Origin of the sequence: Candidatus Kosakonia sp. 282A-S69 (assembly GCF_029433855.1) — a bacterium.
GTDB lineage: Bacteria > Pseudomonadota > Gammaproteobacteria > Enterobacterales > Enterobacteriaceae > Kosakonia > Kosakonia cowanii_A.
Map to the genome: position 1 here is coordinate 464334 of NZ_JAROAU010000003.1, position 21816 is coordinate 486149.

Below are 21816 nucleotides of genomic sequence, written 5' to 3' on the forward strand. Positions count from 1 at the left end.
ATCAGGTGAGATCGGCCATCAGCACCTTTGAGCGCCGCTGGTAGTTGTACATCTGCTTTTTGGTTTCGGGCAGCGAATCGATATCCACCGGCGTAAAGCCGCGCTCCTGGAACCAGTGAATGCTGCGGGTGGTAAGCACAAACAGCTTGCTGAGGCCCATCTGCCGCGCCTGCAGGGCAATGCGTTCCAGCAGCGCTTCGCCGCGTGACGAGCTGCGATAATCAGGATGCACCGCCACGCAGGCCATCTCGCCAATCTTCTCTTCCGGGAAGGGGTAGAGCGCCGCGCAGGCGATGGTGAGATTGTCACGCTCAATAATCGTGAACTTATCGATCTCCATCTCCAGCTGCTCGCGGGAGCGGCGCACCAGGATGCCCTGCTGTTCAAGTGGACGAATGAGTTCCAGAATGCCACCAATATCGTTAATGGTGGCGCGGCGGATCTGCTCGGCGCTCTCCATCACAATCTGCGTACCGATCCCGTCGCGGGAAAAGAGTTCCTGCAGCAGGGAGCCATCTTCCTGATAGCTGATTAAATGGCTGCGACGCACGCCGCTGCGACACGCCTTTACCGCGCCGCGCAGGAAACGCACGGTGCCGGAGTGGTAGTCGCCGCGTTGCTCCAGCTCTTCCACACGCGCCTGCGCGTCGTTAGGGAAAAGTTCTGAGACAATCTCGCCCTCATCGTTCATGACACCCTGCGCCGAGCAAAAGCCGATCATCTTTTCTGCTTTCAGCTTGATCGCCAGCTGCGTGGCAATCTCTTCGGAGGTGAGGTTAAAGCTTTCACCGGTAACGGAGACCGCAACCGGCCCCATCAGCACGATTGCGCCGCTGTCGAGCTGGCGATGGATCGCCTCTTCATCAATACGGCGAATGCGGCCGCTGTGGCAGTAGTCGACCCCGTCGTCAACGCCCAGCGGCTGCGAAATAATAAAGTTACCGCTGACCACGTTGATGTGCGCGCCCTGCAACGGCGTGTTGTTGAGGCTCATCGACAGCCGCGCGGTGATATCCAGCTGCAGAAGACCTGCGGCCTGTTTCACCAGTTCAAGGGTTTTAGCATCGGTGACGCGGGTGTGTTTGTGATAGAGCGGTTCGTGGTGGTGTTCAGCAAGGTTGGCGTCGATTTGCGGGCGCGCGCCATAGACCACCACCAGCCTGATCCCGAGGCTATGCAGCAGGCCGATGTCGTTGACAATGCTGGAGAAGTTTTCATGCTCGATAGCTTCACCCCCGAGCATAATGACGAATGTCTTCCCCCGATGGGCGTTGATATAGGGAACGGAATGGCGGAATCCCTGCACCAGTTCGGTTCTGCGCTCTTTGACCACGGCCTGTCCTCACTGCATGATTATTCGTAAAAATTGTATTTTTATTCTTTTATCACCTTCGCTGCAAGCACAAATTTTCTTAACTCAGGATCCCCCCCTCTTCAGGAAGCATAGCGCCAGACATATGTTTACCCTTTAAAAGATGACAGTTTATGCATCATTCGCTAAAGTTTTCCGTCAATTCTGACGTTAAGCATTATCTAAACAAATTGCTCGGGAGAAGCATGTCGGGAAGTCATTCAGCGCTGAGCCGCCGCAAATTATTACAGGGTGTGGGGGCGATGTGGTTATTAAGCGTGAGCCAGGTTGGCCTGGCCGCCGTCAGTCAGGTGGTCGCCGTGCGCGTCTGGCCTGCGTCCAGCTATACCCGTGTGACGGTGGAATCGAACCGCGTGGTGAAGTACAAACAGTTCGCTTTGAGCAATCCTGACCGCCTGGTGGTAGACCTGCAAGGCGTACACCTTAACTCCGTGCTCAAGGGCATGGGAACGCAGATCCGCAGTGACGATCCCTTTATCAAATCTGCCCGCGTGGGTCAGTTCGATCCGCAGACGGTGCGCATGGTGTTTGAACTTAAGCAGAACGTGAAACCGCAACTCTTTGCGCTGGCGCCGGTCGCAGGCTTCAAAGAGCGTCTGGTGATGGATCTCTATCCGGCAAATGCGCAGGATGTGCAGGATCCGCTGCTGGCGCTGCTTGAAGAGTACAACCAGGGCGATCTCGATAAGCAGGTGCCGCCTGCGCAGAGCGGCCCGCAGCCGGGCAAAGCCGGGCGCGACAGGCCGATTGTGATCATGCTCGATCCCGGCCATGGCGGGGAAGATCCGGGGGCGACGGGGAAATACAAAACCCGTGAGAAGGATGTGGTTCTGCAAATCGCCCGCCGCCTGCATGCGCTGATCGAGAAAGAGGGCAATATGAAGTCCTATATGACCCGCAATGAAGATGTTTTTATTCCGTTGAAGGTGCGGGTGGCAAAAGCGCAGAAGCAGCGCGCCGACCTCTTTGTCTCAATTCACGCCGATGCCTTTAGCAGCCGTCAGCCGCACGGTTCGTCCGTTTTCGCCCTCTCGACCAAAGGGGCGACCAGTACGGCGGCGAAATATCTGGCGGATACGCAGAACGCGGCGGACTTGATTGGTGGCGTAAGCAAAAGCGGTGACCGCTATCTCGATCACACCATGTTCGATATGGTGCAGTCGCTGACCATCAACGACAGCCTGAAGTTTGGCAAAGCGGTGCTTAACAAGCTGGGGCGCGTCAATAACCTGCACAAGAATAGCGTTGAGCAGGCGGGCTTTGCGGTGCTGAAAGCGCCGGATATCCCGTCGATTCTGGTTGAGACGGCGTTTATCAGTAACGTTGAGGAAGAGCGCAAGCTCAAGACCGCAAAATTCCAGCAGGAAGTGGCAGAGTCAATTCTGGCGGGGATTAAAGCCTACTTCGCGGATGGCGCGACGCTGGCGAGAAGGGGATAACAGAATGGCGCCGAAGGGCGCCATTTTTTCTCGTGTTTGCTGAGCGCTTTTACCAACGCCAGAAACAAAAAAACACCCGTTAAGGTGTTTATTGTGTTGGTTGCGGGGGCCGGATTTGAACCGACGACCTTCGGGTTATGAGCCCGACGAGCTACCAGGCTGCTCCACCCCGCGTCCGTCTGTTTACACTTCCATCATGTAAACTTTTTCTTTCTTCCACATTTTAATTGGTTGCGGGAGCCGGATTTGAACCGACGACCTTCGGGTTATGAGCCCGACGAGCTACCAGGCTGCTCCATCCCGCGTCCGTGGAAGCGCACTATACGCCGCAGACGATTTGATGCAACCTTTTTTTTGCCACAATTGTCGATTTCAGGACTTTATGTTTAAAAACAATACAATGTGATTGATATTTGAACAAAACTGGCGTCGGAATGTTCTTGTGCATTTCATTAGCTACAGCGGTTTGTTATCTTCACCCGGCTCGGGGTTAACCAAAAGATGAGAAACAATGAAAGCACGTTGGGCTAAGTTCGTACTCACAGGCGCGATGGTGGCACTCCTCGCGTCTTGCTCTTCCAAACCGACCGATCGCGGTCAACAGTATAAAGACGGAAAATTCTCTCAGCCTTTTTCCCTCGTTAATCAGCCTGACGCCGTTGGCGCACCTATTAATGCCGGAGACTTCTCCGAGCAGGTGAGCCAGATTAGAAGCTCTGCGCCGCGCCTTTATGGCAACCAGAGCAGCGTCTATAACGCCATTGAAGCCTGGCTGCGCGCCGGAGGCGATACCCGCACGCTGCGCCAGTACGGCATTGATGCCTGGCAGATGGAAGGGACAGATAACTATGGCAACGTGCAGTTTACCGGCTACTACACGCCGGTGGTGCAGGCGCGCCACACCCGCCAGGGTGAGTTCCAGTACCCCATCTACCGCATGCCGCCAAAACGCGGCCGCCTGCCTTCGCGCGCGGAGATCTACGCCGGGGCGCTCAGCGAGAGCTATGTGCTGGCCTACAGCAACTCGCTGATGGACAACTTCATTATGGATGTGCAGGGCAGCGGCTACATCGATTTTGGCGACGGCAGCCCGCTCAACTTCTTTAGCTATGCCGGTAAAAATGGTCATGCCTATCGCAGTATCGGCAAAGTGCTGATCGATCGCGGTGAAGTGAAGCGCGAAGATATGTCGATGCAGGCGATCCGCGAATGGGGCGAGAAACACAGTGAAGCTGAAGTACGCGCGCTGCTCGAAGAGAACGCCTCCTTTGTCTTCTTTAAACCGCAATCCTGGGCACCGGTAAAAGGCGCCAGCTCCGTGCCGCTGATTGGCCGGGCGTCGGTCGCCTCTGATAAAACCGTCATCCCGCCGGGCACTACGCTGCTAGCGGAAGTGCCGCAACTGGACAGCAAAGGCAAGTTCAACGGTCAGTATGAGCTGCGCCTGATGGTGGCGCTGGATGTTGGTGGGGCAATTAAAGGCCAGCACTTCGACATCTATCAGGGTATCGGCGCGGAAGCCGGGCACCGCGCCGGCTGGTATAACCACTATGGCCGCGTCTGGATATTAAAGAACGCACCGGGCGCGGGTCTGACGGGCAACGTCTTTAGCGGCTAAGCGAATGTGGTAAACTCTTCACCCCTTCCGGTCCCGGAGGGGGTTCTCTGTTTTAGCTTGAGGTTTGTTATGTCAGCAGTAATCAGCGACGCCTGGCGCCAGCGCTTTGGCGGGACGGCGCGTTTGTATGGTGAAAAAGCGCTGCAGTGGTTTGCCGATGCGCATATCTGCGTGGTCGGCATCGGTGGCGTCGGCTCATGGGTCGCCGAAGCGCTGGCGCGCACCGGCATTGGCGCCATCACGCTGATTGATATGGATGATGTCTGCGTGACGAATACCAACCGGCAGATCCATGCCCTGCGCGACACCGTCGGCGAGGCGAAAGCGGAAGTGATGGCCGCGCGCATTCGCGACATCAACCCGGAGTGCCGTGTCACGGTGATCGATGATTTTGTCACCGCCGATAATGTGGCGCAGCTGATGAGCAGCTCATTCAGCTATGTGATTGATGCTATTGATAGCGTACGGCCAAAAGCGGCGCTGATCGCCTGGTGCCGACGCAATAAGATCCCGCTGGTGACTACCGGCGGTGCGGGCGGGCAGATCGATCCGACGCAGATTCAGGTGAGCGATCTGGCGAAAACCATTCAGGATCCGCTGGCGGCGAAGCTGCGCGAGCGGCTGAAAAGTGATTTTGGCGTGGTGAAAAACAGCAAGGGCAAACTCGGCATCGACTGCGTCTTCTCAACCGAAGCGCTGGTCTACCCGCAGGCGGATGGCTCGGTGTGTGCGATGAAAAGCAGCGCGGAAGGGCCAAAAAGAATGGATTGCGCCGCAGGGTTTGGCGCAGCAACGATGGTGACCGCCACCTTTGGCTTTGTCGCGGTCTCCCATGCGTTAAAAAAACTGATGGCGAAAGCGGAGCGTCAGGCCAGCGCCTGACGAGCCTGCTCCTGTACGGCGGCGGCCAGCGCCGCCAGCCCCTGGCTGCGCGAGGCGCTCAGCTGATTGCGCAGCCCCAACGCATCAAACAGCGCCAGCGGATCGTTCTCGATTAGCGTCTGCGGGCGTTTACCCTCCACCGCCGTCAGCAATACCGCTAACAAACCGCGCACAATGCGCCCTTCGCTGTCGCCAAAGAAGTGCAGCGTGCCGTCGGGCAGAAGCGTTGAGCCTAGCCAGACGCGGTTTTCGCAGCCGGGGATCTCCTGCGCCTGTGCTTTTATCTCGTCTGTTGCGGCAGGCAGCTGCTTGCCGAGCATAATCAGCTGGCGGTACTTCTCTTCCCACGCGCTGAGCGCACCAAAAGTCTGGCGCAGTGTCTCTTCAGTGACCACGGTGCCGAACGGGTGTCCGGCGAATGCAGGGCTTGTCATCAATCCACCAATAGTTCCAGAGCACGGTCGACGGCGCTGACCAGCGCATCGACATCCTGTTGAGTATTATAGGGCGCAAATGAGGCGCGTAGCGTGCCGTTGACGCCAAGCGCGGCGAGCAGCGGCTGGGCGCAGTGCTGGCCCGCGCGCAGAGCGATGCCGTAGCCCGCCAGCAGCGTCACCATATCGCTGTGATGCACACCTTCAAAGGTAAAGGCCAGCAGGCTGGAGTCCTGGCAGCGGAATGAGCGGAAACCGGGGCGCTGCGCAAGCTGCTCTTCTGCCAGCGTCGCCAGGCCGCGGCTGTAGCGTTCAGCCTGTGCAATATCAACCTCATGCAGCCACTCCAGCGCGGCGCTTAAGCCAATCACACCCGCCACGTTAGGCGTGCCCGCTTCGAGCTTGTAGGGCACCGGCTGGGTGGTGAAACCCTCAAAGGTCACTTCGCTGATCATCTTGCCGCCGCCGAGCCACGGCGTCATCTCCTCCAGCAGTTCCGCTTTGCCATACAGCGCGCCAATGCCGTTTGGACCATAAAGTTTATGGCCGGAGAAGGCATAAAAATCGATATCCAGCTGCCGCACGTCGGCAGGGAAATGGACCACCCCCTGTGCGCCATCGACCATTACCACCATGCCAGCCTGATGGGCAAGCGTAATGGCGCGTGCGAGATCCGGGCAGCCGCCGGTAACGTTGGACATCTGCCCCAGTGCCAGGATCCGGCTGCGGGAGGTGATAAGGGCTGGAAGCTTTTTAAGATCCGGCAGGCGATCGTCCGCCAGCGGCAGCTTCACCACCTTTGCGCCGGTCTGCTCCGCGACCATCAGCCACGGCACCAGGTTGGCATGGTGCTCCGCCTCGCTGACAATAATTTCATCGCCTGGCGTTAAGCGCGGGCGGGCATAGCACTGGGCAACCATGTTGATCGCTTCGGTGGTGCCGCGCGTCCAGACGATGTTTTTTCCGGAAGGGGCATTGAGCAGCGTGGCGACCTGGTCGCGCGCGGCTTCGTAGCGGGCGGTGAGCTGCTGCGCTTCGGCAAACTGGCTGCGGTGAACATTGCCGGCGCTCAGGCTATAGAACTGCTGCGTGGCGTCGATCACCGTCTGCGGTTTCAGCGCGGTGGCGGCGCTGTCGAGGTAGACACCCGCGTCGGCCAGCGCCGGAAACTGGGCGCGAAACTGCGAAGGATTAAATGCGTTCATACTTATCCTCATCTGTAGGCCGACGATGGTCGCGCACTTTTTTTCTGTGGGCAAGAGGATTGATAACCATCGGAATTATCTGTTTATACTGGCAGATCTGCATAAGCAGGTTATGCTGATAAGTGTAAGTAACGTGTTTGACACTCTTCCTGTAAGAGTATTTCACAGCATTAATTGCCAGAATCAATCAAGGAGAAGAAGATGAAGAAGACTGCCGCAATTATTTCTGCTTGTACTTTAGCTTTCGCCCTGAGCGCCTGTTCCAGCCCGAACTACGCGTTGCACACCAACGATGGCCGTACAATCATTTCCGAAGGCAAGCCGAAAACTGACGACCAGACAGGTATGATTTCCTACAAAGACGCGAACGGTAACGAGCAGCAGATCAACCGTTCTGACGTGAAAGAGATGGTTGCTCTGGAGAAATAATCCCGGGCGCCAGGCAAAAAAAAGCACCGCAATTTGCGGTGCTACATTAATCACTATGGACAGACAGGGTAAATGTACAGGAAGTGAAAAAGGGGTAGCGTCGCTACCGGGGTCTGAAATGCAGACCAAATTGCAAACACAACAACACAACATCACAACCGTAAGCCAAAAGCCCTTCAGAATCTCAATTCCAAAACACTTTTCGTTCCGGCTTCAGGAAGTGCCGCCACTATAGGTATTTGCTGGTGCAACCTCAACGGACAATTTATAATGGCTCAGATAAAAAAAACTAATAGGTTAACTGCTGTTTCCTGTTTGTTAAATTCAGTTTACATCTAAGCCTGATAACCATGTCGAAGCGATTACCACCCCTTAATGCATTACGTGTTTTTGATGCCGCTGCCCGCCATTTAAGTTTCACCCGCGCGGCCGATGAGCTATTTGTGACGCAGGCCGCAGTAAGCCACCAAATCAAGTCTCTCGAGGATTTTCTCGGCCTGAAACTCTTTCGCCGCCGCAACCGTTCGCTGCTATTAACGGAGGAGGGGCAGAGTTATTTTCAGGATATCAAAGAGATATTTTCCCAGCTTAATGAAGCCACCCGCAAATTACAGGCGCGTAGCGCAAAGGGCGCGCTGACCGTCAGCTTGCTGCCCAGTTTCGCTATTCAGTGGCTGGTGCCAAGACTCTCCAGCTTTAACTCAGCTTATCCGGGAATTGACGTGCGCATCCAGGCGGTCGATCGCGAAGAGGACAAGCTCGCCGATGATGTTGATGTGGCAATCTTCTACGGGCGCGGCAACTGGCCGGGCCTGCGAGTGGAGAAACTCTATGCAGAATATCTGCTCCCGGTCTGTTCACCGCTGCTGCTTACCGGCGAGAAGGCCTTGAAAACGCCGGACGACCTGGCGCGCCACACGCTTTTGCATGACGCTTCACGGCGCGACTGGCAAACCTATACCCGTCAGCTGGGCGTCAACCTCAATGTTCAGCAGGGGCCGATCTTCAGCCACAGCTCGATGGTGCTGCAGGCGGCAATCCACGGCCAGGGTGTGGCGCTGGCAAACAACGTGATGGCGCAATCGGAAATTGAAGCGGGCCGTCTGGTCTGCCCGTTTAACGATGTGCTGGTGAGCAAAAATGCTTTTTATCTGGTTTGTCATGACAGCCAGGCAGAACTGGGTAAAATAGCGGCCTTTCGTCAGTGGATCCTGGCCAAAGCGGCAAGCGAACAGGAAAAATTCCGTTTCCGCTACGAACAATAATTCGCGCGCGCAGGGCGCGTATGACTCTTGGGGAAGTGACATGACCAGCCGTTTTATGCTGATTTTCGCCGCAGTGAGCGGTTTTATCTTTGTCGCGTTGGGCGCGTTCGGCGCACACGTGTTAAGCAAGTCTCTCGGTGTTACCGAGATGAGCTGGATTCAGACCGGCCTTGAGTATCAGGCGTTTCACACCTTAGCCGTGTTCGGTCTTGCGGTAGCGATGCAGCGCCGCATCAGCATCTGGTTTTACTGGAGCAGCGTCTTCCTGGCACTCGGCATCGTGCTGTTCAGCGGTAGCCTGTACTGCCTTGCGCTCTCCCATTTACGCCTGTGGGCGTTTGTTACCCCGGTCGGCGGCGTCTGCTTCTTAATCGGCTGGGCATTAATGTTAATTGGCGCAATTCGTCTGAAACGTAGGGGCGTTGTTCATGAATAAAGTGGTATTGCTGTGCCGCCCGGGTTTTGAGAAAGAGTGCGCAGCCGAAATTACCGATAAAGCCGGACGCCAGAACGTGTTCGGTTTCGCCCGCGTCAAAGAGAACGCGGGCTATGTCATTTTTGAGTGTTATCAGCAAGAGGATGCTGACAAACTGGCGCGCGAACTGCCGTTCAGCTCGCTCATTTTTGCCCGCCAGATGTTTGTTGTCGGCGAACTGCTGCGCGACCTGCCGCCGGACGATCGCATTACGCCTATCGTTGGCATGCTGCAGGGCGTGGTGGAGAAGGGCGGCGATCTGCGCGTCGAAGTGGCAGACACCAACGAAAGCAAAGAGTTGATGAAGTTCTGCCGCAAGTTCACCGTGCCGCTGCGCGGCGCGTTGCGTGAAGCGGGTATTCTTGCGCGTAACGATTCGGCGAGCCGCCCGGTGGTGCATATCTTCTTTATTGCGCCAGGCTGCTGCTACACCGGCTATTCCTACTCTTATAACAACTCACCTTTCTATATGGGCATTCCGCGCCTGAAGTTCCCGTCCGATGCGCCGAGCCGCTCGACGCTGAAGCTGGAGGAGGCGTTTCACGTCTTTATTCCTGCCGATGAGTGGGATGAACGTCTGGCAAACGGCATGTACGCCGTCGATCTCGGGGCCTGCCCCGGCGGCTGGACCTACCAACTGGTGAAGCGCAACATGTGGGTCTCTTCCGTGGACAACGGCCCGATGGCGCAGAGCCTGATGGATACCGGCCAGGTGACCTGGCTGCGCGAAGATGGTTTTCGCTACCGCCCGACGCGCAGCAACATCTCCTGGATGGTGTGCGATATGGTCGAGAAACCGGCAAAAGTTGCGGCGCTGATGGCGCAGTGGCTGACGGAAGGGTGGTGTCGTGAAACCATCTTCAACCTTAAGCTGCCGATGAAAAAGCGCTATGAAGAGGTCTCAAGCAACCTCGCCTATATTCAGCAGCAGCTGGATGAGCACGGCGTCGCTGCGCAGATCCAGGCGCGTCAGCTCTATCACGATCGTGAAGAGGTGACGGTTCATATCCGCCGGATGTGGGCGGCAGTGGGCGGGCGCAGGGATGAGCGTTAGGCCTTAAAAACGGGGCAGTGCTCAACACCTTGCGCACTGCCTGTACGCTGCGGTTTTGCGCGCGCTCCCTGTTCAGATGGCCTGTAACTAAACCTGCAGGCCTATTGTTTATTTCCCGCCTTTGCTAACTCTTTGACTAACGGCAGCATAATCCGCATCACATCGCGGCTGCGGTGTTCAATTCGTCCCGGCAGCGCCTTATCGATATAGAACTGGTTATCAAGCCGCGCGCGGTGATAGCTTACACCCTCCGGAAATGCCTTCGACTTTGCCCGCTGCTGCGTGCCATCTTTATTTCCCAGTGACCAGTTAGCGGCTTCCACCGACAGCACCGGGATCATCGCCTTATCAAACACCTGCGCATCATGGCAGCAAGGGGGGCGCTTTTCCGCGCTCGCCGGGGCGCTTAACGCCTGAATGCCGTGCGAGCGGGCAATCGCCAGCGCACGGTCGCGCGTCAGTTTTCGCACCGAGGCCGGGGTGTTTTTCCCGCTGGTGAAATAGAGTTTATCGCCAACAATCAGGTTATTGAGGTTAATTACCAGCAGAGTATTTTTGCGCTCTTTCTCGCTCATGCGATCGAGGAAGCTCTGTGCGCCAAGCTGGCCCTCCTCCTCGCCGCTGGTAGCGACAAAGCGCACGGTGTACTCCGTCGGCGTCGTTTTCAGCGCCTGCGCCAGTTCAAGCATCACACCAAGCGCGGCGGCATTGTCATCAATACCCTGCAGCGTTAAGCCACCCAGGTTGTTGTCGACATCGGCATCGCTTTGCGGCGCGTAGGTATCAAGATGCGCCATCACGATAATTTGCTGTGGCATGCGCCCTTCATGGGCGGCGATCACCGAACTGCCGGTCACACTCTGCCAGCTCTGCTGATTATCTTTGGTGCTGTAGCGGTAGCGGGTTTTAAACGTGCGGATATCGCTCTGATAACCCATCTGAGAAAACTGCTGCTGAAGATAGTCTGCGCTGAGCATTTCGGCCGGTGTGCCGGTCATGCGGCCGGGAAAGAGGCTGGCGATATGTCGCGCCTGTTCATTTGCCATTTCACCGGGTTGGGAGGTGCGGGCAGCAACCGGAAGGATAAAGCATACGCCGAGCGCCAGGGCAGCGGTACGGAGGCGCAATGCGGAAAACATAGTGAGTCCTTTATGCAGCAAGATTTTAAACGGGCTTAGTATGAAACTGTGATGGAGTTTGCACAATTTCATTTGTTGTTAACCATCCGAAAATTCTCACCTTAAGCACTTTTTGGTATGAGCTTTCCCGGCTCTTTATTCTTTTGCGGAACTACTCATTCCAATTCGTAATTTCATTCGTTCTAACGCGCCCCCTATAGTCCCCCTATTGCTGGCTGTGAGTGAGTTACAACGTTGTGGATTACCTGCCTCTGTTTGCTGCTGTAAAAGACCGCCCTGTGTTAGTGATTGGCGGCGGTGAAATTGCCGCGCGCAAAATCACTTTTTTGCGCCGTGCGGGCGCGCATGTACAGATAGTGGCCAGAGGGCTTGATCCTCACCTCCAGCAGCTTGCGAATGAGCAGGCCGTTCACTGGATAGCCACGGAGTTTGATGAGTCGCAGCTTGATGCGGTGTTTCTGGTGATTGCGGCCACTAACGATGCTGCCCTTAACCGCCGGGTATTTGACGCCGCCAATGCGCGCCATCGGCTGGTTAACGTGGTGGACGATCAGCCGCTCTGCTCCTTTATTTTCCCCTCTATTGTCGACCGTTCGCCGCTGATCGTCGCCATCTCTTCCGGAGGTAACGCCCCGGTGCTGGCGCGTCTGCTGCGGGAAAAAATAGAGGCGCTGCTGCCGGGTAACCTCGGGCGGATGGCGGCCGTGGCCGGGCGCTGGCGCACGCGCATCAAAGCGTTTCGCCGCACCACTGACGATCGTCGGCGCTTCTGGGAGAGCGCCTTTCGCGGGCGTTTCGCCAGCCTGATGGCGGCGGGCGATGAGCCTGCGGCAGAGCGGGCGCTGGAGGCGGAGTTACAACAGCCGGGGTCAGCCAGCGGCGAGATCATCCTCGTCGGCGCCGGGCCGGGCGATGCGGGCTTGTTGACTCTGCGCGGTTTGCAGGTGATCCAGCAGGCCGATGTGGTCTTTTACGACCATCTGGTGAGCGATGCGGTGCTGGAGTTAACCCGCCGCGACGCGGAGAAGATCTGTGTCGGCAAACGGGCGGGTGTACATGCCGTGCCGCAGCACGAAACCAACCGGATGCTTGTGGAGGCGGCGCAGGAGGGGAAAACCGTCGTGCGGCTGAAAGGTGGTGACCCCTTTATCTTTGGTCGCGGCGGCGAAGAGCTGCAAGCGGCAGCCGAAGCGGGTATTCCGTTTCAGGTGGTGCCAGGCGTGACTGCGGCATCGGGTGCGACGGCGTATGCCGGTATTCCGTTGACGCACCGGGATTTCGCCCAGAGCGTCACCTTCGTGACTGGCCACTACAAAGCCGACAGCGCGCCGTTCGACTGGTCGCAGCTGGCGCAAAGCCGCCAGACGCTGGCGATCTATATGGGCACCATGAAAGCGGCAGAGATCAGCGCGCAGCTGATTGCCCACGGCCGCGATCGCACCACGCCGGTCGCGGTGATCTCCCGCGGTACGCGTGCCGATCAACAGATCACTACCGGCACATTAGAACAACTTGAGGAACTGGCTACAGGCGCTCCCATGCCCGCCCTGTTAGTGGTGGGTGAAGTGGTTGCGCTTCATCGCGAACTGGCCTGGTTCCAGCAAACGACAGGCACGGCGGCGTTTGACGCTTCCGTGATCAATCTGGCTTAAGGAAGGGATATGGACGAAAAACGACTCACTCACCTGCGACAACTGGAGGCGGAAAGCATCCATATCATTCGCGAAGTGGCCGCCGAGTTTGCCAATCCGGTGATGATGTACTCCATCGGCAAAGACTCCAGCGTGATGCTGCACCTGGCGCGTAAAGCCTTCTATCCGGGCACGCTGCCGTTTCCGCTACTGCATGTCGATACCGGCTGGAAATTCCGCGAAATGTACGAATTCCGTGACCGTACCGCCAAAGCCTATGGTTGCGAGCTGCTGGTGCATAAAAACCCGGAAGGGGTGGCGATGGGCATTAACCCGTTCGTGCATGGCAGTGCGAAACATACCGACATTATGAAAACCGAAGGGCTCAAGCAGGCGCTGAACAAGTATGGTTTTGACGCTGCATTTGGCGGCGCGCGCCGTGATGAAGAGAAGTCGCGCGCTAAAGAGCGTATCTACTCCTTCCGCGACCGTTTTCACCGCTGGGACCCGAAAAACCAGCGTCCGGAGCTGTGGCACAACTACAACGGCCAGATTAACAAGGGCGAAAGCATCCGCGTCTTCCCGCTCTCCAACTGGACCGAGCTCGATATCTGGCAGTACATCTTCCTGGAAAATATTGAAATTGTGCCGCTCTATCTGGCCGCTGAGCGACCGGTACTGGAGCGCGACGGTATGCTGATGATGATCGACGATGACCGCATCGATCTACAGCCGGGCGAAGTGATTGAAAAACGCATGGTGCGTTTCCGTACCCTCGGCTGCTGGCCGCTGACCGGCGCGGTGGAGTCCCACGCGCAGACGCTGCCGGAGATCATCGAAGAGATGCTGATCTCGACCACCAGCGAACGTCAGGGGCGCGTGATTGACCGCGACCAGGCTGGTTCGATGGAGCTGAAAAAACGCCAGGGTTATTTCTAAGGAGCCGCCATGAATACCACTATTGCACAACAAATTGCGGATGAAGGCGGCGTCGAAGCGTACCTGCATGCCCAGCAACACAAAAGCCTGCTGCGTTTTCTTACCTGCGGCAGCGTCGATGACGGCAAGAGCACGCTGATTGGCCGCCTGCTGCACGACACTCGCCAGATCTACGAAGATCAACTCTCAACGCTGCATAATGACAGCAAACGCCACGGTACCCAGGGTGAGAAACTCGACCTTGCGCTGCTGGTGGATGGCCTGCAGGCCGAGCGCGAGCAGGGGATTACCATTGACGTGGCGTATCGCTACTTCTCCACCGAGAAGCGCAAATTTATTATTGCCGACACGCCGGGGCATGAGCAGTACACCCGCAATATGGCGACCGGTGCCTCCACCTGCGATTTGGCGATCCTGTTGATCGATGCGCGCAAAGGCGTGCTGGACCAGACCCGTCGCCACAGCTTTATCTCCACGCTGCTTGGGATCAAACACCTGGTGGTGGCGGTGAACAAGATGGATCTGGTTGCGTTCAGCGAAGCGACCTTCGACGCCATTCGCCAGGATTACCTCACCTTTGCCGAACAGCTACCGGGCGATCTCGATATCCGCTTTGTGCCGCTCTCGGCGCTGGAGGGCGATAACGTTGCCAGCCAGAGCGACAAGATGGCGTGGTATAGCGGCCCGACGCTGCTGGAGATGCTCGAAACCGTTGACATCAAACGCGTGGTAGAGCACCAGCCGATGCGCTTCCCGGTGCAGTATGTTAACCGCCCGAATCTCGATTTCCGCGGTTTCTCCGGCACGCTGGCCTCCGGCGTGGTTAAGGTTGGCCAGCGCATCAAAGTGCTGCCGTCGGGCGTGGAGTCGACCATCGCGCGTATCGTGACCTTTGATGGCGATCTGCAGGAAGCGGGCGCGGGCGAAGCGATCACTCTCGTGCTGAAAGATGAGATTGATATCAGCCGCGGCGATCTGATCCTCGATGCGCAGGAGAGCCTGCCGTCTGTACAACGCGCCTCGCTGGATGTGGTGTGGATGGCAGAGCAGCCGTTACAGGCGGGCCAGAGTTTTGAGGTCAAAGTGGCGGGTAAGAAAACCCGCGCGCGTATCGACGCCGTTCAGTACCAGGTGGATATCAACAACCTGACCCAGCGCGAGGTTGAGAGCCTGCCGCTGAACGGTATCGGGCTGGTCGATGTCACCTTTGATGAGCCGCTGACCCTCGACCCTTATCAGCAGAACCCGGTGACTGGCGGGATGATCTTTATCGATCGCCTGAGCAACGTCACCGTTGGCGCGGGCATGGTGCGCGAAGTCCACACCGATGCGCACGTCGTGCCGTCGGAATTCAGCGCCTTTGAACTGGAGCTGAACCAGCTGGTTCGCAAACACTTCCCGCACTGGGGCGCGCGCGATCTGCTGGGAGGCAAATAATGGCGCAGCATGACGAAAACGTCGTCTGGCATGCCCATCCGGTGACGCCGCAGCAGCGCGAACAGCTCCACGGTCACCGTGGAGTTGTGCTCTGGTTTACCGGGCTTTCCGGCTCCGGTAAATCGACCGTCGCGGGGGCGCTGGAAGAGGCGTTGCACCGCGCGGGCGTCAGCACCTATCTGCTTGATGGCGATAATGTGCGTCATGGCCTGTGCAGCGATTTAGGCTTCAGCGACGCGGATCGCAAAGAGAACATCCGCCGGGTCGGCGAAGTGGCGAAGCTGATGGTCGAATCGGGGCTGGTGGTGTTGACCGCCTTTATCTCGCCCCATCGCGCAGAGCGGCAGATGGTGCGCGAACGCCTCGGCGAGGGGCGCTTCATAGAGGTGTTTGTCGATACGCCGTTGGCGATTTGCGAAGCGCGCGATCCGAAAGGGTTATATAAGAAAGCCCGCGCCGGAGAGCTGCGTAATTTCACCGGTATTGATTCAGTGTACGAAGCGCCAGAGGGGCCAGAAGTGCACCTTGATGGCGAACAATTGGTAACAAATTTGGTCAGTCAATTATTAGACCTGCTGCGGCAGGGAGATATTATCAGATCCTGAGACGGTACTGGCGATACACCCACTCTTCAGGCTTCAGCGAGTTTGCTTTTCTCGCCATCTGAAGAGGTGTGTATCGCATTTACCGGTCGTGCAGGCAACAGGATCAGATATGCGTAACAGTCACAACATTACCCTTCCGCGGTCATTGTCTCTTCCCCCGACCGCCGACGAACCCACATGGTCTCTTCCGGGTGCCATCGTGGGCTTTGTCGCATGGCTGCTGGCGCTGGCAATCCCTTTTCTTTTATACGGCTCCAATACGCTCTTTTTTCTTCTCTATACCTGGCCCTTTTTTCTTGCCCTGATGCCCGTCTCGGTGGTGGTAGGAATTGCCCTGCATTCACTGCTCGACGGCAGGTTGCGTTACAGCTGTGTAGCGACACTGCTCAGCGTGGCGGCGATGTTCGGCCTCCTTTTCCTCTGGCTGGTGGGCTAAGGCGCGCCATACTTCAAGGTGTAACGCCTGTTAAGGCAATGTGTCCGGGTTCGGAATGTTCAATATTTATGATAAAGTCTGCCGCTTGCGCGGTATCACCCGGCCCCGAAGTGGAGTCTGACGAAAAGTTGTGGGATGATGATGCCGTTTTTCAGGGGGCAGGATGGGTAAATTAACGCTGCTTTTGCTGGCTTTGCTGGTCTGGCTGCAATACTCGCTGTGGTTCGGCAAAAATGGTCTGCACGACTACGGCCGCGTCAGCGAAGATGTGGCGGCACAGCAGGCGACAAACGCAAAACTTAAAGCGCGCAACGATCAGCTGTTCGCCGAAATTGACGATCTCAATGGCGGCCAGGAGGCGATCGAGGAGCGCGCGCGCAATGAGCTGACCATGACAAAACCGGGCGAAACCTTCTATCGTCTGGTGCCGGATGCATCAAAGCGCGCGGCAGGCTCAGCGCAGAACACACAAAACACGCAGAATACGCAAACTAGACCATAAACAGTCCCGGGTTAACGAATGGCAACACTCATTCCGGACGTCTGTGCCGTGGTGCCGGCCGCCGGATTCGGCCGCCGCATGCAAACGGAATGTCCAAAGCAGTATCTCTCCATCGGCGATAAAACCATCCTTGAGCACGCGGTCGCCGCGCTGCTCGCCCACCCGTGCGTTAGCCGGGTGATTATTGCTGTCAGCGCGGGCGATGAACGCTTCGCGCAGCTTCCTCTGGCGAATCATCCGCAGATTACGGTGGTGAACGGCGGTGCGGAACGCGCCGACTCGGTGCTGGCGGGGTTGAAAGCCGCTGCCGGTGCGCAGTGGGTGCTGGTGCATGACGCCGCACGCCCCTGCCTGCACCAGGAGGATCTCAACCGGCTGCTCGCCCTGCGTGAAACCAGCCGGGTAGGGGGGATCCTCGCTGCGCCAGTGCGTGACACCATGAAACGCGCTGAACCGGGACAAACCGCTATCGCGCACACCGTTGAGCGCAATGATCTATGGCATGCCCTGACGCCGCAGTTTTTCCCGCTTGCGTTACTCCACGACTGCTTAACCCGCGCGTTAGATGAAGGTGCCACCATCACCGATGAAGCCTCGGCGCTGGAGTATTGCGGCTATCATCCCGAACTGGTCGCCGGACGTGCGGATAATATCAAAGTGACCCGACCCGAAGATTTACAACTCGCAGAATTTTATCTGACCTATGCAGACCTTCAGGAGAAAGCATAATGCGCATTGGACACGGTTTTGACGTACACGCCTTTGGCGGCGCTGGCCCGATTATTATTGGCGGCGTGCGCATTCCCTATGAAAAGGGGCTGCTGGCGCACTCCGACGGCGATGTCGCCCTGCATGCGTTGACCGATGCGCTGCTTGGTGCGGCGGCGCTGGGAGATATTGGCAAGCTCTTCCCGGATACCGATCCGGCTTTTAAAGGTGCGGACAGCCGCGAACTGCTGCGCGAAGCGTGGCGACGCATTCAGGCCAAAGGCTACACGCTTGGCAACGTCGATGTGACCATCATTGCCCAGGCTCCGAAAATGCTGCCCCATATTCCGCAGATGCGCGTCTTCATTGCTGAAGATCTCGGTTGCCATATGGATGACGTTAACGTCAAAGCCACCACCACCGAGAAGCTCGGTTTCACCGGACGCGGCGAAGGCATCGCCTGTGAAGCGGTGGCGCTGTTAGTGAAGGCGGCGAAATGACGGAATTTGATAACCTCACCTTTCTGCATGGCAAGCCTGGCGGCAATGGCATCCTGAAGGCCAGCCCGGAAGATTTCGTCGTAGTGGAGGATCTGGGCTTCGAGCCAGACGGCGAAGGTGAGCATATTCTGGTACGAATTCTGAAAAATGGCTGCAATACGCGTTTTGTTGCTGACGCTTTAGCGAAATTCCTTAAAATTCATGTGCGTGAAGTGAGCTTTGCCGGTCAGAAAGATAAGCATGCCGTAACGGAACAGTGGCTCTGCGCCCGCGTACCGGGGAATGGCATGCCAGATCTCAGCCAGTTCACGCTCGAAGGCTGCAACGTGCTGGAGTATGCCCGCCATAAACGCAAACTGCGTCTCGGCGCGCTGAAGGGCAACGCCTTTACGCTGGTGCTGCGGGAAATAAGCGACCGCGCAGAGGTTGAATCGCGTTTGCAGGCTATCGCAGAGCAGGGCGTACCTAACTATTTTGGCGCACAGCGCTTCGGCATCGGCGGCAGCAACCTGCAGGGCGCGCTGCGCTGGGCGCAAAGCGATGCGCCGGTTCGCGATCGTAACAAACGCAGTTTTTGGTTGTCCGCCGCGCGCAGCGCGTTGTTTAATCAGGTGGTCAGCGAGCGGCTGAAGAAACCGGACTTCAATCAAGTTGTTGTCGGCGATGCGCTACAATTAGCGGGTCGCGGCAGCTGGTTCGTGGCGACCGACGAGGAGCGCAACGAGTTACAGGCGCGCGTTGATGCGAAAGCACTGATGATCACCGCGCCGCTGCCGGGGCGCGGCGAGTGGGGAACACAAGACGCGGCGCTGGAGTTTGAGCAGCAGGCAATTGCTGATACGCCAGAGTTACAGACGCTGCTGGTGAGAGAAAAAGTGGACGCTGCGCGCCGTGCGATGTTGCTTTATCCGCAGGCGCTCAGCTGGAACTGGTGGGATGACGCCACCGTCGAGGTTCGTTTCTGGCTACCGGCGGGGAGCTTTGCCACCAGTGTGGTCAGGGAACTTATCAACACATCGGGTGATTATGCGAATATTGCTGAGTAACGATGACGGGATCCACGCGCCGGGTATCCAGACGCTGGCCCGTGCTCTTAGGGAGTTTGCCGACGTTCAGGTCGTGGCTCCCGATCGTAACCGCAGCGGTGCGTCTAATTCGCTGACGCTTGAGTCTTCACTTCGTACTTTTACCTTTGATAACGGCGATATTGCCGTGCAGATGGGCACGCCGACGGACTGCGTCTTTCTCGGCGTGAACGCATTGATGCGCCCGCGCCCGGATGTGGTGGTGTCAGGCATCAACGCCGGGCCAAATCTCGGCGATGATGTGATCTACTCCGGCACCGTTGCCGCCGCGATGGAGGGCCGCCACCTCGGCTTTCCCGCGCTGGCCGTCTCCCTCAATGGTCATACCCACTATGAAACTGCCGCTGCGGTTACCTGCGCACTCCTGCGTGGGCTGAGCCGCGAGCCGCTGCGCACCGGGCGTATTTTGAATATCAACGTGCCGGATCTGCCGCTGAGTGAGATTAAAGGCATACGGGTGACGCGCTGTGGTAGCCGTCATCCTGCTGATCAGGTGATCCCGCAGCAGGACCCGCGCGGTAATACCCTTTACTGGATTGGCCCGCCGGGCGAGAAGTGCGATGCCGGTCCGGATACCGACTTCGCCGCCGTTGATGAGGGTTATGTTTCCGTTACGCCGCTGCACGTAGATTTGACCGCCTACAGTGCGCAGGAGGTGGTATCAGGTTGGTTGGATCGCGCCGGGGTGAATACGCAATGGTAAGCAAACGCATCCAGGATCTTCTTAGCCAGTTACGCGCGCAGGGCATCAAAGATGAACAGGTGCTTGAGGCGTTGTCGCGAGTGCCGCGCGAGAAATTTATCGACGAGGCGTTCGAACACAAAGCGTGGGAAAACGTCGCGTTGCCTATTGGTCAGGGGCAAACCATCTCTCAGCCCTATATGGTCGCCCGCATGACGGAGCTGCTTGAGCTGACGCCCGATTCGCGCGTGCTGGAGATTGGCACCGGTTCCGGTTACCAGACGGCGATCCTCGCCCATCTGGTGCACCATGTCTGCTCCGTTGAACGGATTAAAGGGCTGCAGTGGCAGGCGCGACGCCGTCTCAAGCAGCTCGATCTGCACAATGTCTCCACGCGTCACGGTGATGGCTGGCAAGGATGGCAAGCACGCGCGCCATTTGACGCTATTATTGTGACAGCCGCTCCGCCTGAAATTCCCGCCGCGCTGATGTCGCAGCTGGATGATGGCGGCATTCTCGTTTTGCCCGTGGGCGACGAACTCCAGCAGTTAAAGCGGGTTCGTCGGCGGGGAAGCGAATTCATTATTGATACCGTTGAAGCCGTGCGCTTTGTTCCGCTTGTACGCGGTGAGCTGGCCTGAGTTACAGATTTATCCTGGGTATTTCGGGCCATAACAGCGTATTGTGGGCAAATTTGCCGTCGACCTTCGCGGTTATCTTTAAGTCATTGGTAATTTACATAATATTGGGGGAAAAATGAGCGCGGGAAGCCCGAAATTCACCGTACGCCGTGTCGCGGCATTGTCACTGGTTTCGCTTTGGCTGGCAGGGTGTTCAAATTCCAACAATACTCCGGCACCGGTCAGTTCCGTAGGTGGAAGCGCCAGCGGCAGCGACAACTCAGGGATGCTCATTACGCCGCCGCCTGCCATGAGCACGAACGCACAGCAGCCGCAAATGCAGCAAGTTCAACCGGTACAGCCAGTTCAACCCGTGCAGCCAATAGAGTCTCAACCTGTGCAGGCGCAGCCGGTGCAGACGGTAGATGGTCACATTGTCTATAACCGCAAGTATGGCAATATCCCGAAAGGGAGCTACACCGGCGGCAGCACCTACACCGTGAAACGGGGCGATACCCTCTTCTATATTGCCTGGATCACCGGCAACGATTTCCGCGACCTGGCCCAGCGCAACAACGTGCCTGCGCCGTACGGTTTGCATGTCGGGCAGACATTGCAGGTGGGAAATGCCTCTGGTACGCCTATCACAGGTGGAAATGCAATAACTCAGGCTGATGCATCGGAACAAGGAATAGTCTCAAAAACTGCGCAAAATTCAACCGCGGTGGTTGCTTCGAAACCGACAATTACGTATTCTGAGACTTCAGGTGAACAAAGTGCTAATAAAATGTTGCCGAACAACAAGCCTGCGACACCTGTCACAGCGCCTGTTACGGCACCTTCCGTTAGTACAACAACCGAACCGACTGTCAGCAGTACAACAACCAGCTCGCCGATCTCAACATGGCGCTGGCCAACTGAAGGCAATGTTATCGATAACTTCTCTGCCACCGAGGGTGGTAACAAAGGTGTCGATATCGCAGGCAGTAAAGGACAGGCTATCATCGCGACCGCAGATGGACGCGTAGTATATGCCGGTAACGCACTGCGCGGTTACGGTAATCTTATCATCATAAAACACAACGATGATTACCTGAGTGCCTACGCCCATAACGACACAATGCTGGTCCGGGAACAACAAGAAGTGAAGGCGGGGCAAAAAATAGCGACTATGGGTAGCACCGGAACCAGCTCTACACGCTTGCATTTTGAAATTCGTTACAAGGGGAAATCCGTAAACCCGCTGCGTTATTTGCCGCAGCGATAAATCGGTGCAAAGCAGGTGAGGTCATTCTCACTTATTCCGTTGCAGTGAGCGCAGATGCCGCTGCAGCGGAGGTAAATGAGAATGCGTCAGAT

At 57.2% G+C, this 21816-nt stretch carries 23 protein-coding genes and 2 tRNA genes; 19 read left to right on the top strand and 6 right to left on the bottom strand.

What is annotated here, in order from left to right; genetic code table 11:
- Position 1: 1 nt before the first annotated feature.
- Positions 2 to 1333 (bottom strand): amino-acid N-acetyltransferase, encoded by a 1332-nt coding sequence (argA, locus tag PU683_RS07840; protein WP_277170953.1) that lies wholly within the window; start codon positions 1331 to 1333, stop codon positions 2 to 4.
- Positions 1334 to 1557: 224 nt separating this feature from the next.
- Here argA and amiC point away from each other — a divergent pair, with 224 nt between their 5' ends.
- Positions 1558 to 2811, top strand: coding sequence for an N-acetylmuramoyl-L-alanine amidase AmiC (gene amiC, locus PU683_RS07845; protein ID WP_277170954.1), 1254 nt, complete (start codon positions 1558 to 1560; stop codon positions 2809 to 2811).
- 97 nt (positions 2812 to 2908) lie between these two features.
- Here the strand turns inward: amiC and PU683_RS07850 are convergent.
- Both PU683_RS07850 and PU683_RS07855 read right to left on the bottom strand, forming a co-directional pair.
- A tRNA-Met gene (locus PU683_RS07850) sits at positions 2909 to 2985 on the bottom strand.
- Between the two features lie 54 nt (positions 2986 to 3039).
- Positions 3040 to 3116, bottom strand: a tRNA-Met gene (locus PU683_RS07855).
- Positions 3117 to 3322: 206 nt separating this feature from the next.
- Here PU683_RS07855 and mltA point away from each other — a divergent pair.
- Positions 3323 to 4429, top strand: coding sequence for a murein transglycosylase A (mltA, locus tag PU683_RS07860; RefSeq protein ID WP_277170956.1), 1107 nt, complete (start codon positions 3323 to 3325; stop codon positions 4427 to 4429).
- Between the two features lie 69 nt (positions 4430 to 4498).
- Positions 4499 to 5311, top strand: coding sequence for a tRNA cyclic N6-threonylcarbamoyladenosine(37) synthase TcdA (gene tcdA, locus PU683_RS07865; RefSeq protein ID WP_277170958.1), 813 nt, complete (start codon positions 4499 to 4501; stop codon positions 5309 to 5311).
- Here tcdA and csdE read toward each other — a convergent pair.
- Both csdE and csdA read right to left on the bottom strand, forming a co-directional pair.
- The gene (gene csdE, locus PU683_RS07870) at positions 5296 to 5745 is read right to left on the bottom strand and encodes a cysteine desulfurase sulfur acceptor subunit CsdE (RefSeq protein ID WP_277170960.1); all 450 of its coding nucleotides are present in this window, start codon (positions 5743 to 5745) and stop codon (positions 5296 to 5298) included. The genes tcdA and csdE overlap by 16 nt on opposite strands.
- Positions 5745 to 6950, bottom strand: coding sequence for a cysteine desulfurase CsdA (gene csdA, locus PU683_RS07875; RefSeq protein WP_277170962.1), 1206 nt, complete (start codon positions 6948 to 6950; stop codon positions 5745 to 5747). Before csdA ends, csdE begins: the two co-directional genes overlap by 1 nt.
- 201 nt (positions 6951 to 7151) lie before the next feature.
- On the opposite strand from csdA, the gene PU683_RS07880 reads away from it, so the two are divergent.
- From PU683_RS07880 to rlmM, 4 genes are all read left to right on the top strand, one after another.
- Positions 7152 to 7379 carry a YgdI/YgdR family lipoprotein gene (locus tag PU683_RS07880; protein WP_023481080.1) on the top strand — a complete coding sequence of 76 codons (228 nt, stop codon included), beginning with the start codon at positions 7152 to 7154 and terminating at the stop codon, positions 7377 to 7379.
- A 350-nt stretch (positions 7380 to 7729) separates the two neighbouring features.
- Complete coding sequence (gcvA, locus tag PU683_RS07885) at positions 7730 to 8644, top strand: glycine cleavage system transcriptional regulator GcvA (RefSeq protein ID WP_023481079.1); 915 nt, start codon at positions 7730 to 7732, stop codon at positions 8642 to 8644.
- Positions 8645 to 8684: 40 nt separating this feature from the next.
- On the top strand, positions 8685 to 9080 hold the full coding sequence (locus tag PU683_RS07890) for a DUF423 domain-containing protein (protein WP_277170965.1): 396 nt from the start codon (positions 8685 to 8687) through the stop codon (positions 9078 to 9080).
- Positions 9073 to 10173, top strand: a complete 1101-nt coding sequence (gene rlmM / locus PU683_RS07895) for a 23S rRNA (cytidine(2498)-2'-O)-methyltransferase RlmM (RefSeq protein ID WP_277170967.1) — start codon at positions 9073 to 9075, stop codon at positions 10171 to 10173. The genes PU683_RS07890 and rlmM overlap by 8 nt, the downstream gene beginning before the upstream one ends.
- 101 nt (positions 10174 to 10274) lie before the next feature.
- Here the strand turns inward: rlmM and PU683_RS07900 are convergent, their stop codons facing one another.
- Positions 10275 to 11312, bottom strand: a complete 1038-nt coding sequence (locus tag PU683_RS07900; RefSeq protein WP_277170969.1) for an aminopeptidase — start codon at positions 11310 to 11312, stop codon at positions 10275 to 10277.
- A 245-nt stretch (positions 11313 to 11557) separates the two neighbouring features.
- Between PU683_RS07900 and cysG the strand changes: the two genes are divergently transcribed.
- The 12 genes from cysG (at position 11558) to nlpD (ending at position 21724) form a co-directional block, all read left to right on the top strand.
- Positions 11558 to 12964: a siroheme synthase CysG gene (cysG, locus tag PU683_RS07905; RefSeq protein ID WP_277174234.1), complete on the top strand. Its 1407-nt coding sequence runs from the start codon at positions 11558 to 11560 to the stop codon at positions 12962 to 12964.
- Between the two features lie 9 nt (positions 12965 to 12973).
- Positions 12974 to 13882, top strand: coding sequence for a sulfate adenylyltransferase subunit CysD (cysD, locus tag PU683_RS07910; protein WP_023481127.1), 909 nt, complete (start codon positions 12974 to 12976; stop codon positions 13880 to 13882).
- A gap of 9 nt (positions 13883 to 13891) precedes the next feature.
- Positions 13892 to 15319 carry a sulfate adenylyltransferase subunit CysN gene (gene cysN / locus PU683_RS07915; protein ID WP_277170972.1) on the top strand — a complete coding sequence of 476 codons (1428 nt, stop codon included), beginning with the start codon at positions 13892 to 13894 and terminating at the stop codon, positions 15317 to 15319.
- A complete protein-coding gene (gene cysC, locus PU683_RS07920; RefSeq protein ID WP_277170973.1) occupies positions 15319 to 15924 on the top strand; it encodes an adenylyl-sulfate kinase in 606 nt (201 codons plus the stop codon). The genes cysN and cysC overlap by 1 nt, the downstream gene beginning before the upstream one ends.
- A gap of 109 nt (positions 15925 to 16033) precedes the next feature.
- Positions 16034 to 16360 carry a DUF3561 family protein gene (locus PU683_RS07925; RefSeq protein WP_277170974.1) on the top strand — a complete coding sequence of 109 codons (327 nt, stop codon included), beginning with the start codon at positions 16034 to 16036 and terminating at the stop codon, positions 16358 to 16360.
- Positions 16361 to 16523: 163 nt separating this feature from the next.
- Positions 16524 to 16862: a cell division protein FtsB gene (gene ftsB, locus PU683_RS07930; RefSeq protein WP_023481120.1), complete on the top strand. Its 339-nt coding sequence runs from the start codon at positions 16524 to 16526 to the stop codon at positions 16860 to 16862.
- Between the two features lie 18 nt (positions 16863 to 16880).
- Complete coding sequence (gene ispD / locus PU683_RS07935; RefSeq protein ID WP_277170976.1) at positions 16881 to 17591, top strand: 2-C-methyl-D-erythritol 4-phosphate cytidylyltransferase; 711 nt, start codon at positions 16881 to 16883, stop codon at positions 17589 to 17591.
- Positions 17591 to 18070, top strand: a complete 480-nt coding sequence (gene ispF, locus PU683_RS07940; RefSeq protein WP_023481125.1) for a 2-C-methyl-D-erythritol 2,4-cyclodiphosphate synthase — start codon at positions 17591 to 17593, stop codon at positions 18068 to 18070. The genes ispD and ispF overlap by 1 nt, the downstream gene beginning before the upstream one ends.
- Entirely contained in the window at positions 18067 to 19116 is a 1050-nt protein-coding gene (gene truD, locus PU683_RS07945; RefSeq protein WP_277170978.1) for a tRNA pseudouridine(13) synthase TruD, read from the top strand. Before ispF ends, truD begins: the two co-directional genes overlap by 4 nt.
- Positions 19097 to 19858 carry a 5'/3'-nucleotidase SurE gene (gene surE / locus PU683_RS07950; protein WP_277170980.1) on the top strand — a complete coding sequence of 254 codons (762 nt, stop codon included), beginning with the start codon at positions 19097 to 19099 and terminating at the stop codon, positions 19856 to 19858. Before truD ends, surE begins: the two co-directional genes overlap by 20 nt.
- On the top strand, positions 19852 to 20478 hold the full coding sequence (locus PU683_RS07955) for a protein-L-isoaspartate(D-aspartate) O-methyltransferase (protein WP_277170982.1): 627 nt from the start codon (positions 19852 to 19854) through the stop codon (positions 20476 to 20478). Before surE ends, PU683_RS07955 begins: the two co-directional genes overlap by 7 nt.
- Before the next feature lie 166 nt (positions 20479 to 20644).
- A complete protein-coding gene (gene nlpD / locus PU683_RS07960) occupies positions 20645 to 21724 on the top strand; it encodes a murein hydrolase activator NlpD (RefSeq protein ID WP_277174235.1) in 1080 nt (359 codons plus the stop codon).
- The last annotated feature ends 92 nt before the right edge of the window (positions 21725 to 21816 follow it).